The sequence below is a fragment of the Bifidobacterium sp. SKU genome (assembly GCF_026016405.1).
Classification (GTDB): domain Bacteria; phylum Actinomycetota; class Actinomycetes; order Actinomycetales; family Bifidobacteriaceae; genus Bifidobacterium; species Bifidobacterium bifidum.
The window spans coordinates 1,621,796-1,634,800 of record NZ_CP092890.1 but is presented as its reverse complement, the minus strand read 5'-3'; the positions used below and the strand labels follow the sequence as shown (position 1 = coordinate 1,634,800).

7 protein-coding genes and 2 rRNA genes are annotated in these 13,005 nt (G+C 62.5%); 7 read left to right on the top strand and 2 right to left on the bottom strand.

What is annotated here, in order from left to right:
* Positions 1 to 39: 39 nt before the first annotated feature.
* Positions 40 to 810 (bottom strand): type III pantothenate kinase, encoded by a 771-nt coding sequence (locus MMB49_RS07000; protein WP_047270926.1) that lies wholly within the window; start codon positions 808 to 810, stop codon positions 40 to 42.
* A gap of 178 nt (positions 811 to 988) precedes the next feature.
* Between MMB49_RS07000 and MMB49_RS06995 the strand changes: the two genes are divergently transcribed.
* The 5 genes from MMB49_RS06995 to MMB49_RS06975 all read left to right on the top strand — a co-directional run bounded on the left by MMB49_RS06995 (position 989) and on the right by MMB49_RS06975 (position 6,344).
* Positions 989 to 2,659, top strand: a complete 1,671-nt coding sequence (locus MMB49_RS06995; protein ID WP_013363735.1) for an ABC transporter substrate-binding protein — start codon at positions 989 to 991, stop codon at positions 2,657 to 2,659.
* A 97-nt stretch (positions 2,660 to 2,756) separates the two neighbouring features.
* Complete coding sequence (locus tag MMB49_RS06990) at positions 2,757 to 3,734, top strand: ABC transporter permease (protein WP_013363734.1); 978 nt, start codon at positions 2,757 to 2,759, stop codon at positions 3,732 to 3,734.
* Positions 3,735 to 3,862: 128 nt separating this feature from the next.
* Positions 3,863 to 4,690, top strand: coding sequence for an ABC transporter permease (locus MMB49_RS06985; protein ID WP_229940964.1), 828 nt, complete (start codon positions 3,863 to 3,865; stop codon positions 4,688 to 4,690).
* A complete protein-coding gene (locus MMB49_RS06980; protein ID WP_047270676.1) occupies positions 4,687 to 5,487 on the top strand; it encodes an ABC transporter ATP-binding protein in 801 nt (266 codons plus the stop codon). The genes MMB49_RS06985 and MMB49_RS06980 overlap by 4 nt, the downstream gene beginning before the upstream one ends.
* 38 nt (positions 5,488 to 5,525) lie before the next feature.
* The gene (locus MMB49_RS06975) at positions 5,526 to 6,344 is read left to right on the top strand and encodes an ABC transporter ATP-binding protein (protein WP_185021806.1); all 819 of its coding nucleotides are present in this window, start codon (positions 5,526 to 5,528) and stop codon (positions 6,342 to 6,344) included.
* A 36-nt stretch (positions 6,345 to 6,380) separates the two neighbouring features.
* Here the strand turns inward: MMB49_RS06975 and MMB49_RS06970 are convergent, their stop codons facing one another.
* Positions 6,381 to 7,382, bottom strand: coding sequence for a D-2-hydroxyacid dehydrogenase family protein (locus tag MMB49_RS06970; protein WP_013363730.1), 1,002 nt, complete (start codon positions 7,380 to 7,382; stop codon positions 6,381 to 6,383).
* Positions 7,383 to 7,886: 504 nt separating this feature from the next.
* On the opposite strand from MMB49_RS06970, the gene MMB49_RS06965 reads away from it, so the two are divergent.
* Positions 7,887 to 9,415: ribosomal RNA gene (locus MMB49_RS06965) — 16S ribosomal RNA — on the top strand.
* A 456-nt stretch (positions 9,416 to 9,871) separates the two neighbouring features.
* A 23S ribosomal RNA gene (locus tag MMB49_RS06960) occupies positions 9,872 to 12,919 on the top strand.
* Together the 16S and 23S rRNA genes form the textbook arrangement of a ribosomal RNA operon.
* Positions 12,920 to 13,005: the final 86 nt, after the last annotated feature.

Genomic DNA, 13,005 nt, shown 5'->3' with positions numbered 1-13,005 from the left:
CGAAGCCGGTCACGCGAACCCGTTGCCTGCCCGCGCGATTCAGCGATGCGAGTTGCGGCTGTGGATCAGCGCCATACCTTTGAAGATCAGATCGGGGTCATACACGTCGATCAGCTCCGTGTCATCCTTGAACACGCGGCCCAGGCCGCCGGTCGCCACGACGGTGAACGGCTCGTCCAGCTCCATGCGGAACTGCCGGATCGTGCGTTCGATGCCGCCGAGGAAGTTGTAGTAGAGTCCGGCCTGCATCGCGGTCTTCGTGCCTGTGGCGAGAATGGATTTCGGCTTGGTGATTTCCACCTCGGGCAGCTGGGCCGTCTCGCCCCACAAGGCTGCCGCGGCCGTGCGGATGCCCGTGGTGATCAGGCCGCAGGTGATCACGCCCTCGTCATTGACGTAGTTGAACGTCGTGGCGGTGCCGAAATCGGCGACCAGCACCGGACCGCCGTACGTGTAATACGCGCCCACACAGTCGGCGAGGCAGTCCGAACCCAGCGACTTCGGGTCGTCGATGCGAATGTTGATGCCGGTTTTGATTCCGGGGCCGACCACCATGGGATTGATGTTCAGGAACTTGATGATGCTTGCACGGAACGAGTGCATGACCTTCGGCACGACGGACGCGATGATCACGTCATCGATATCAGAGGGACGCAGACCGCTCAGCGCGAGGAACTGCGTGATCATCAGGCCGTACTCGTCGGACGTGTGGTTCGATTTCGTCGTGATTCGGTAGGTGCCGATGATGTCGTCGCCGTCCAGGAAGCCGAGAACGATGTTGGTGTTGCCGATGTCGACCGCTACGAGCATGCGAATCCCCTTATGAATCGTGATGCGTGGGCGCATCATGAACGGATGCCTCCACCCATGATAGAACGCCAGCGCGGCATCCGCGCGAGTCAGGTTCGACCTGACGCTACAATGTCCTGTGGCGGACGACCCGCAAGGGCGGCCAGCCGCAGTATCACAATACAAATGAAGAGGAATCATGACTGAAAACCATGGTGCGCACGGCGACGCCGGCGCAACCGACAACGAAGATCTGAACACACAGGAAACCGCTGCGACGAACGAGAGCGCCGCGGCCAGCATGGACGCGCAGCTGGAGAGCCGCGCCAAGAACGCCGCCGGGCACCGGCGGGCTACATGGTGGATCGTCGCCATCGTCGCCGTGATCGCGGTCGTCGCCGTCGTCGCGGGATGCATCGCAGCGTTCGCAGGACGCAAAAACGACACGACGGGCGCCAAGGCGAACGATACGGTCACCATCGGGTTGAAACTCGCGCCCACCAACCTCGACATCCGCAACACCGCCGGATCGGCCATCGACCAGGTACTCATCGGCAACGTCTACGAGGGACTCGTGGCGCGCGACGAGCACAATCAGGTCGTACCAGCCATCGCGAAGACATGGGATGTCAGCGACGACGGCACCACATACACGTTCCATCTCAACGACGGCATGACGTTCTCGAACGGAGACAAGCTCGACGCCGACGACGTGGCATGGTCCATCAACGAGCTCGTCACGAAGCAGTACCATGACGCCGATTCGCTGGTCAACTTCGTCTCCGTCAAAGCAAGCGACCCGAACACCGTCGAACTCAAGCTCAGCGCGCCGTACGCGAACCTGCTGTGGGTGCTGACCGGCCGTCCCGGACTCGTGTTCGACAAGGACGCGAAATACGACGCGAAGACCCAGGCGATCGGCTCCGGCCCGTACACCGTCGAGAAGTTCGTCACCAACTCGTCCATAACGCTCAAGGCGAACCCCAACTACTGGGGCGCCAACAAGGCGAAGACCGACACGGTCGTCGTGCGGTATTTCACCGACGACAACGCGGCCGTGAACGCGCTCAAGTCCGGCGATGTGCAGGTGCTCGCGCCGATCAGCGAGAACCTGGCCGAACCGTTCACCAAGGACAGCGACCATTACGTGGTCAAGGCCGGCGACGATACCGACAAATTCGTGCTCGCGTTCAACGGCACCGGAGCGAAGACCTCCGACAAGCGCGTGCGCCAGGCGATTCGCTACGCCATCAACCATAAGGAGATCATCGCCTCGCGCGGCGGTTCGGACACCGCCCTCGGCGGCCCGATCCCCTCCCTCGACCCCGGCTACGAGGACCTGACCGGCATCTACCCGTACGACCTTGACAAGGCGAAGTCGCTGATGTCCGAGGCGGGATACTCCGAATCGAAGCCGCTGCAGCTGAGCCTGACCTACGCGAACATATACGGCACCGAGATCGGCGACCAGCTGCGCAGCCAGCTCAAGAAGATCGGCATCGACCTGAAGGTCAACGTGGTCGAATTCTCCACGTGGCTGCAGGATGTGTATACAAACAGGAATTACGACATCTCGCTCGTTGACCACAACGAAAGCCACGACTTCTACCAGTGGGCCGACCCGACCTACTACTACAACTACGACAACAAGGAGGTCCAGGCCCTGTACGCCAAGGCCGTCGCCGCCACGAACGACGACGACCGCGACAAGCTGCTCGCCGAAGCCGCACGCAAGGTGTCCGAAGACGCCCCCGCCGACTGGCTGTTCAACTACCGCGTCACCACCGCGTACGCGAAGGGCGTCACCGGCTTCCCGATCAACCTCAACCAGACCCTGTTGCCGCTGTACAACGTCGCCTACACCAAGTGACGGCTGAAATCGCCGCGTATCCCGGCACAGGCGATTCCGGCCGTCGAGGTCGGGGGCTGTGACGGGATGCGCGGCGCTCTCACCGGAAGGAGTCCACTTGCGATTCGTCATACGCCGTCTGCTGCTGTTCGCGGCGGCGCTGTTCGGCATCTCCATCATCGTGTTCGCGGCATTGCGCGTGCTGCCCGGCGACGTGGCCTCGGTGATGGCCGGGCTGAATTCCCCGCCGGAACGGGTCGCCGCGCTGCGCTCGCAACTCGGTCTGGACCGGCCGCTGATCGCGCAATACGCCGACTGGATCGGCGCGTTGCTGCACGGTGATTTCGGCACCTCCATTCTGACCGGCCGCTCCATCAGCGCCCAGGTCGGCGAGCGGGCATCGGTGACGTTCCCGCTGATCGTCCTCGGGCTGCTTATCGCGATGGGGCTGGGCATTCCGCTGGGATGCGAGGCGACACTGGCCCGCAGCCGCGCCGCTCGCGGCATGTTTCACATGGTCGCCATCATCGGCGGCGCCGTGCCCGCGCTGTGGGGCGGTCTGCTGCTGATCCTGCTGTTCTCGCGCGGAACCGGACTGATTGGCGTGTTTCCGTCGCAGGGATTCCCCCAAGGCGGGTGGTCCGATTTCGGTTCGGCGCTGATGTCGCTGGTGTTGCCAGCCTGCTCGGTGGGCATCATCGTGGGGGCCGGGCTGATGCGGTACACCCGCTCGGCATTGGGCGGACTGGCATCCTCCGGTTACATCGACATGGCCATGTCCTGTGGCATGACCCACCGGCAGGCGGTGCTGCGCGTGGGATTGCGCCTCGCCATGCCGCAACTGGTCTCCGTCATCGGACTGACGTTCGCGGAGATGGTCACCGGCGTCATGGTCATCGAGAACCTGTTCGCGCTGCCGGGCATCGGCAACGGTCTGGTGACCGATGTCGGCAACCGTGATCTCATCGCCGTGCAGAGCGAGCTGTTCATGCTGGCGGCTTTTTTCCTGCTGATCGGCCTGCTGGTCGACCTGCTGCATCGGGTGCTTGACCCGCGGCTGAAGTCGGCTGACGATGTCACGGAGGTGAACGCATGACGCGACCGATCGATGCCAAGACTCAAGCCGGAGCCGGAAAACCGTCTTCCGGGAACAGCGCGACGACGGCGCAAGACCGTGCCCGCACTGCCCGCGGCGTGCGCGCCGCACGTGTCGTTCTGAGTACGATGTGGGGCCACGCCGCGGGCAAGTTCTCGCTGATCGTGCTCGGCCTATGGCTGGCATCATCCGCGGTGTCGCTGGTCTGGACCCCGTATTCGCTGTGGAGCACCGACGGCTACCATGTGTGGGCGAAGCCGTCGCGCGACCACTGGCTGGGAACCGACGGCACCGGTGCCGACGTGTTCAGCTGGTTGCTGGCCGGCTCCCGCACCAACCTGCTGATCGTCGTGCTGACCGTGGCTGTCGCTGCGGTGTTCGGACTGGCCATCGTGGCGTTGATGGTGTCCAGGCACGCGGCGCTTTCGGCGGTATCGGTGGTCGTCGTCGACGCGCTGATATCCATTCCCACGGTGCTGATCGCGCTGATTCTCGCCGTGCCGCTCGGTCCGTCCGTGGCCGTCATCGTGATCGCGTGCGGATTCGGATACGGGTTGAATCTGGCGCGCGTGTCCCGCCCTCAGGCGATGCTCGCCGCGCGTTCGTCCTATGTCGAGTCGGCGCTGTCGAACGGCGCTTCGGGACTGAACGTGCTGGCGCGCCATATCCTGCCGAATATCTCGCCTGTGCTGACGGTGCAGCTGTCACTGTCGGCAGGCACCGCGGTGTTGGCCGAAAGCGGTCTGACGTACCTTGGCATCGGCGTGCCGTCGGGCGTGCCCAGTTGGGGGCACTCCCTGGCCACGTCCGTGAAGTTCATCAACGTGTACCCGCTGACCGTGCTGTGGCCGGGGCTGATCGTCACGCTCGTGGTGGTCGCGTTGAACCTGTTCGGCGACGCGCTGCGCGACGCCGCCGACCCATTGACGAATCCCCGATTGCGAGGTGCGCGATGAGCGTGACGGTTCGTGACCTGAACATTGCCATCGGCGGTGCGCCCATCGTGCGCGGCGTCGACTTGGATATCGCCGACGCGCAGCGCGTCGGCCTGGTGGGGGCATCGGGCTCCGGTAAGTCGATGATTTCCAAGGCGATGCTCGGCCTGCTGCCGACGCATGCCGTGGTGTCCGGCTCGGTAGTGATGGGCGGCATGGAGACGGTCGGTACGGATGACAGGTGTCTTGCCGACATCCGTGGCCGTTACGCCGGCATGGTGTTCCAGAATCCGGCCGCATCCCTCAATCCGGTGATGAGTGTGGAGAAGCAGGTCGGACTACCGCTGCGGCTCCATTATGACCTGACCGCCGTCGAGCGTCGGGAGCGTGTCCGTGCGATGATCCGCAAGGTCGGGCTGCCGGACGACGTCCTCGGCAAATTCCCCCACGAGTTGTCCGGCGGGCAGCAGCAGCGCGTCGGCATCGCCACTGCGCTGATTACCTCTCCGCGTTTCATCATCGCCGACGAGCCGACGACCGCGCTTGATTCGATCACCCAGCGGCAGATCGTGCGCCTGCTGGTCTCCCTGGTCGATGACATGGGCGCGTCACTGCTGTTCATCACCCATGATTTCGCCGTGCTGGCCCACGCGACGACACACTGCTATGTGCTTGACGAAGGGCGGATAGTGGAGTCAGGGCGCACCGCCGACGTGCTCGCCTCGCCGCGCGACGAGCGGACGCGGCGGCTGGTCGGGGCTGCCCGGGAACTGACATTGCATGCCGGGGATGCCGGGGATAAGGAGCAGTCATCGTGAGCGATTTCCGTATATCCCAAGTTGCCGCGTCACCCTCCATGACGGAACCGTCAACAAGTGGTTCCGAGCGGAAACTCGACAGGCCCGCCGTCGTATTGGGCGCGCGGTCGATCTGCAAGTCGTTCGGCCGCCGCGCCGCCGCGCATCAGGTGCTGTTCGACGTGGACGTGGACGTATATGAGGGGGAGTGCCTTGCTGTGATCGGCGGCTCCGGCTCCGGCAAGTCGACGTTGACCCGCATCATGCTGGGGTTGGAGAACGCCGATGGCGGCACTGTGGAGTACCGCGGCACGCCGGTGCTGCGTGGCGGCTCCGGTCTGCGGCGGCTGCGCCACGATTCCGGACTGATATATCAGGATCCCTACGGATCACTGGACCCCAGATGGACGGTCGGCGATATCGTCGCCGAGCCGTTGTCCCTGCGACGGCGGGGGAGCAGGCCCGACCCCGCAGGCATTCGCGAGAACGTGCACGCGGCGCTGGAACGGGTCGGATTGGATGCCGGCGTGTTCATCGACCGATATCCAATGGATCTGTCCGGCGGCCAGGCGCAGCGCGTCGCCATCGCCCGCGCGATCATCACCGAGCCGGACGTGATACTCGCCGATGAGCCGATGAGCGCCATCGATGTGCCGGCTCGCATGCAGATCCTGGAGACGTTCGCCGCGATCCGACAGGCCAGGCCGTCCACGGCGCTGATCATGGTTTCGCACGACCTGGGCGTCGTGCAGCATATAGCGGACCGTATTCTCGTGCTGCACGACGGTCATGTGGTGGAGGTCGGCTCCACTGCAAGCATTCTGGGCGATCCCAAGTCCGAATATACGGCTCGTCTTATCGAAGCCGCCTCACTGTAGCGGTGCCGCGGCAAGCGCCGCCACAGCTGACTGGTGCTACAGCACGGCGTTATAGTCGCCGCCAGTGAAATACGAGGCCACCGCGTCGATCACCTGTCGGGTCAGATTGACGCAGGCCTCGTCGTCGCGCCATGCCACATGCGGCGTCAATACGACATTGTCCAAGGAGCGCAGCGGGTCGTCCATCGGCAGCGGCTCATGGTCGAACACGTCGATGGCCGCACGCACGTCGCCTCGTTGAAGCCGGCGGGTCAACGCCCCCGGTTCAATGATTTCTGCGCGGGCGGTATTGACGATCATCGAACCGGGGCGCATCCGGTCGAGCTGCCGAGACGTGATGATGCCTGCGGTGCCGTCGAGCAGCGGCAGATGCAGGCTGATGATATCCGACTGCGCGAACACCTCATCCATATCGTCAATGAGGGTGATGTCCAACCCATCGATGCCGTGCACATGGCTGTTCCATACCAGTGTCTTCATGCCGAAACCATTGGCGATGCGGGCGACGGTCCGGCCGATGCCGCCGAATCCGACCAGACCGAGCTTCTTGCCGTGCAGCCCGATGCCGTCGATGCCTCCCCAGTCGCCGCGGCGCACCTGCGCGTCAAGCCGGCCGACCTGTCGGGTGAGCTCCATGATCAGGGCGAATGCGTGCTCGGCCACGGCATGGTCGCCGTAATGCACGACGTTGCACACGCGGATGCCACGCTCGCGCGCGACGGGAAGATTGATGTAGCTGGCGACGCCGGTGCCGCCGAACGCAAAGCACGAGACATGGCCCCGAACGGTCATCGCGTCCAATATGTCATCGGTGATGTGGAAGCCGATGACGATGACGGCTTCGGCATCCTTGGTGCGTTCGAGGATGGTGTCGGTGTCCAGCGTGAAATCGCAGTGCATGCGGATGCGGGCGATATCGTGCAGCAGGGGGAAGTTGGCGGCGAACGGCTCGATCATTGATTCGACGATCACGGGAATCACGATGAGCGGCAGATCCGTGCGCTCCGGTTGGGTTTCGATGATGTTTCGTTCGTTCATACTGAAACATTAGGACGCGCTGTACCCGGCATGCGGCGACGCGGACGCGGTGAATGGGCGGTGAACAATCCGCGACACGCCGAAATACAGTGAGTGTAGTGCCGTGTGGAGCGGTATTCGAGGTCTATTCTGGTATCAGAAGGCCAAAAACAGGCTTTTGCGACACGCCGAAGGAACCGCGTCATTGCAACGGTTCCTAGCTTTCCTGCGCCCATCGGTTTGCGTTGTTCGCCCATCCCGTGTATGTTTATCTCTTGCTGCTCAGCACGGCGGACTTCTCCTCCTGAGAACGAAGCTTGTTGATGTGTGGTGGTTTGAGAACTCAAGAGTGTGTTTGTACTACTTTTTTGGTTGATTTTATGCCAGTCCGGTTCCCGCCTGCGGGTGTTTGCCCGTGGGTGCGCGAGGGCGCTTGATGGGGGCCGGGGTTTTTCGTGCGGACTTCTTTTCCTTATTAAGAAGTCGCGTCAATTTTTGGGGTCATCAATGGTTCCCTTTCGTTTTTTTGTGGAGGGTTCGATTCTGGCTCAGGATGAACGCTGGCGGCGTGCTTAACACATGCAAGTCGAACGGGATCCATCGGGCTTTGCTTGGTGGTGAGAGTGGCGAACGGGTGAGTAATGCGTGACCGACCTGCCCCATGCTCCGGAATAGCTCCTGGAAACGGGTGGTAATGCCGGATGTTCCACATGATCGCATGTGATTGTGGGAAAGATTCTATCGGCGTGGGATGGGGTCGCGTCCTATCAGCTTGTTGGTGAGGTAACGGCTCACCAAGGCTTCGACGGGTAGCCGGCCTGAGAGGGCGACCGGCCACATTGGGACTGAGATACGGCCCAGACTCCTACGGGAGGCAGCAGTGGGGAATATTGCACAATGGGCGCAAGCCTGATGCAGCGACGCCGCGTGAGGGATGGAGGCCTTCGGGTTGTAAACCTCTTTTGTTTGGGAGCAAGCCTTCGGGTGAGTGTACCTTTCGAATAAGCGCCGGCTAACTACGTGCCAGCAGCCGCGGTAATACGTAGGGCGCAAGCGTTATCCGGATTTATTGGGCGTAAAGGGCTCGTAGGCGGCTCGTCGCGTCCGGTGTGAAAGTCCATCGCTTAACGGTGGATCTGCGCCGGGTACGGGCGGGCTGGAGTGCGGTAGGGGAGACTGGAATTCCCGGTGTAACGGTGGAATGTGTAGATATCGGGAAGAACACCGATGGCGAAGGCAGGTCTCTGGGCCGTCACTGACGCTGAGGAGCGAAAGCGTGGGGAGCGAACAGGATTAGATACCCTGGTAGTCCACGCCGTAAACGGTGGACGCTGGATGTGGGGCACGTTCCACGTGTTCCGTGTCGGAGCTAACGCGTTAAGCGTCCCGCCTGGGGAGTACGGCCGCAAGGCTAAAACTCAAAGAAATTGACGGGGGCCCGCACAAGCGGCGGAGCATGCGGATTAATTCGATGCAACGCGAAGAACCTTACCTGGGCTTGACATGTTCCCGACGACGCCAGAGATGGCGTTTCCCTTCGGGGCGGGTTCACAGGTGGTGCATGGTCGTCGTCAGCTCGTGTCGTGAGATGTTGGGTTAAGTCCCGCAACGAGCGCAACCCTCGCCCCGTGTTGCCAGCACGTTATGGTGGGAACTCACGGGGGACCGCCGGGGTTAACTCGGAGGAAGGTGGGGATGACGTCAGATCATCATGCCCCTTACGTCCAGGGCTTCACGCATGCTACAATGGCCGGTACAGCGGGATGCGACATGGCGACATGGAGCGGATCCCTGAAAACCGGTCTCAGTTCGGATCGGAGCCTGCAACCCGGCTCCGTGAAGGCGGAGTCGCTAGTAATCGCGGATCAGCAACGCCGCGGTGAATGCGTTCCCGGGCCTTGTACACACCGCCCGTCAAGTCATGAAAGTGGGCAGCACCCGAAGCCGGTGGCCTAACCCCTTGTGGGATGGAGCCGTCTAAGGTGAGGCTCGTGATTGGGACTAAGTCGTAACAAGGTAGCCGTACCGGAAGGTGCGGCTGGATCACCTCCTTTCTACGGAGATTTCAGGCCACTGTCTGGTGGCCGGTGTGTGCCCCCTTGCCCCGGATGTGCCGGGTGCGCGGGGGTTGCTGGTGTGGAAGAGTGGAGTCGGCCTTCGGGCGTGCCGGTCGTGCGGTGCGTCCAGGAGTGGTGCGGGCATGCTTTTGGGTTCCCGGACCGCCACCCCGCGCCGTTTGGCGTGGCTGGTGTTCCGTGCCCCGTGCCGGTCGCCCGTCCCCTGGTGGGGTGGGTGGGCTCGCGTGCGGGTGCGTGGTGGTTTGAGAACTGGATAGTGGACGCGAGCAGGGGACGCCCTTTTCGGGGGTGTCTTCTGCTGTTGATTTCGCCGGACTCTTCGGAGTCTGGTGTTTGATCGTTTTGTGTGTGATCATTTGTGTGATGATTTGTGTTGCCAGCGGAGTTTTTGCCGTGGGCTTGCGGTTTCCCGCCGTTCCCGGATGGGTCGTGCGGGTTGCTTGCAAGGGCGTATGGTGGATGCCTTGGCAGACAGTACCGATGAAGGACGTTTGAGGCTGCGATATGCCTCGGGGAGCCGCCAGCAGGGCTTTGATCCGAGGATTTCCGAATGGGGGAACCCGCCGGCCGTCATGGGCCGGCACCGCGTTCGCGCGGGGGGTACGCAGGGAAGTGAAACATCTCAGTACCTGCAGGAAAGGATGTTCCGTGAGTAGTGGCGAGCGAAAGCGGATCAGGCCAAACCGCGCGCGTGTGACAGGCGCCAGCCGTTGCGCGCGTGGTGTTGAGGGAGCGTGTGTCCGGGTCCTGGCGGGCCCGGCCGGAGTGATAAAACGGCGTGTGAGGCGAACCGGATTGAATGCCGGGCCGCAGAGGGTGATGGCCCCGTAGCCGAACGCGCGTCGTCTCCGGATCGTGTCTCCCAAGTAGCGCGGGACTCGTGGAATCCCGTGTGAATCCGCCCCGACCGTGGGGTAAGCCTAGATATACCTGTCTGACCGATAGCGAACTAGTACCGTGAGGGAAAGGTGAAAAGCACCCCGGGAGGGGAGTGAAACAGTCTCTGAAACCGTGCGCTTACAAACCGTCGGAGCCTTTCGGGGTGACGGCGTGCCTATCGAAAAATGAGTCTGCGAGTCAGTGGCACGTGGCGAGCGTAACCCGTGTGGGGTACGCGTAGCGAAGGCGAGTCTCAAAAGGCGTTTGAGTCGCGTGTCCTGGACCCGAAGCGGGATGATCTAGCCCTGAGCAGGTTGAAGCGCGGGTAAGACCGCGTGGAGGACCGAACCCACCTGGGTTGAAAACCGGGGGGATGACTTGGGGTTAGGGGTGAAAGGCCAATCAAATTCCGTGATAGCTGGTTCTCTCCGAAATGCATTTAGGTGCAGCGTCGGGGATTACGTCCGGGGGGTAGAGCTACTGGATGCTTGAGGGCCCGTATCGGGTACCGACAGCAGCCAAACTCCGAATACCCGTGACGCGTATCCCGGCAGTGAGTCGGCGGGGGATAAGCTCCGTCGTCGAAAGGGAGACAGCCCAGATCGTCGTCTAAGGTCCCCAAGCGCGTGCTAAGTGGGAAAGGATGTGGAGTCGCATAGACAGCCAGGAGGTTGGCTCAGAAGCAGCCACCCTTGAAAGAGTGCGTAACAGCTCACTGGTCTAGTGGTTCCGCGCCGACAATGTAGCGGGGCTCAAGCACGCCACCGAAGACGCGGCAGCGTCCGTTTGGATGCTGGGTAGGAGAGCGTCCCCATCGGGGCGAAGCGGCGGCGCAAGCCTGCCGTGGACCGTTGGGGAGTGAGAATGCAGACATGAGTAGCGAGAGGCGGGTGCGAATCCCGCCCGCTGGATGACCAAGGGTTCCGGGGCCACGTTCGTCGTCCCCGGGTGAGTCGGGTCCTAAGGCGAGGCCGACAGGCGTAGTCGAATGGATGAACGGGCTGATATTCCCGTACCGGCAGCGAACCGAAACAACCGAGGCCTGGGGCGCTAACCTCCGGGTCCGTGCCGTCTCCCCTTTCGGGGGGTCGCGGCGCGGGCGCGTTGGGATCCCCCCTCGTAGTAGGTCAGCGCAGGAGTGACGCATCAGGGCAGCCGGCCGCGGAGGTGGTTTTCCGTGGTCAAGCGTTCGAGCCCGTCCCGCAGGCAAATCCGCGGGGCGTCGGGGCGAGGCGTGATGATGGGGGCCTTACGGCCCGAATCCGGTGATCCGTGGTGCCGAGAAAAGCTTCGGCGTCAGGCGCGTTGCCGCCCGTACCCCAAACCGACACTGGTGGTCAGGTAGAGAATACCAAAGCGATCGAGCGAATCCTGGTCAAGGAACTCGGCAAATTGCTCCCGTGCCTTCGGCATAAGGGAGACCCCCTGCGGTGATGAGCGGCGGGGGGTGGCACAGGCCAGGGGGTAGCGACTGTTTACCAAAAACACAGGAGCGTGCGAAGGCGCAAGCCGCTGTATACGCTCTGACGCCTGCCCGGTGCCGGAAGGTTAAGAGGATCCGTCAGCTTTCTGCGAAGCGGTGAATTCAAGCCCCGGTAAACGGCGGTGGTAACTATAACCATCCTAAGGTAGCGAAATTCCTTGTCGGGTAAGTTCCGACCTGCACGAATGGCGTAACGACTTCCCCACTGTCTCGACCAGGAGCTCGGCGAAATTGCAGTACGAGTAAAGATGCTCGTTAAGCGCAGAAGGACGAAAAGACCCCGGGACCTTTACTATACCTTGGTATTGGCATTAGGCGCGGATTGTGTAGCATAGGCGGGAGGCTTCGAGGCGGGTGCGCCAGCATCCGCGGAGCCGCAAGGTGAAATACCGCTCTGTTCTCGTTTGATGTCTAACCTCGAACAGTCATCCTGTTCAGGGACAGTGCCTGGCGGGTAGTTCAACTGGGGCGGTTGCCTCCCAAAGAGTAACGGAGGCGCTCAAAGGTCCGCTCGGCCCGGTTGGCAATCGGGTGTCGAGTGTAATCGCACAAGCGGGCTTGACTGCGAGATCGACGGATCGAGCAGGGACGAAAGTCGGAGATAGTGATCCGGTGCCGGCGCACGGGCGCGGCATCGCTCAACGGATAAAAGGTACCCCGGGGATAACAGGCTGATCATTCCCAAGAGTCCATATCGACGGGATGGTTTGGCACCTCGATGTCGGCTCGTCGCATCCTGGGGCTGGAGCAGGTCCCAAGGGTTCGGCTGTTCGCCGATCAAAGCGGCACGCGAGCTGGGTTCAGAACGTCGTGAGACAGTTTGGTCTCTATCCTCTGCGCTCGTTGGAATCTTGAGGAGGCCTGCCCATAGTACGAGAGGACCTGGGTGGACGAACCTCTGGTATGCCGGTCGTCACGCCAGTGGCGCGGCCGGTTGGCTACGTTCGGAAGGGATAACCGCTGAAAGCATCTAAGCGGGAAGCCTTCTCCAAGATAAGGATTCCATGCGGCCCCGAGCCGCTGAAGACCCCATGCAGAACACGTGGTCGATAGGCCGGACGTGGAAGCCCCGCGAGGGGTGGAGCCGACCGGTACTAATGGTCGAGAGGCAACCCACATCCACACGCCCGGGAGGCGTGTGGCGCAGGACCCGGCAGGGCCCCGCGAAGGCGCACAGGGAGCACGGTCCTCACACGCGCACGAT

Coding starts and splice junctions, on each gene's coding strand:
- MMB49_RS07000 (WP_047270926.1), bottom strand. CDS start 810: ATGCTCGTAGCGGTCGACATCGGCAACACCAACATCGTTCTCGGCTTC.
- MMB49_RS06995 (WP_013363735.1), top strand. CDS start 989: ATGACTGAAAACCATGGTGCGCACGGCGACGCCGGCGCAACCGACAAC.
- MMB49_RS06985 (WP_229940964.1), top strand. CDS start 3,863: ATGTGGGGCCACGCCGCGGGCAAGTTCTCGCTGATCGTGCTCGGCCTA.
- MMB49_RS06980 (WP_047270676.1), top strand. CDS start 4,687: ATGAGCGTGACGGTTCGTGACCTGAACATTGCCATCGGCGGTGCGCCC.
- MMB49_RS06975 (WP_185021806.1), top strand. CDS start 5,526: ATGACGGAACCGTCAACAAGTGGTTCCGAGCGGAAACTCGACAGGCCC.
- MMB49_RS06970 (WP_013363730.1), bottom strand. CDS start 7,382: ATGAACGAACGAAACATCATCGAAACCCAACCGGAGCGCACGGATCTG.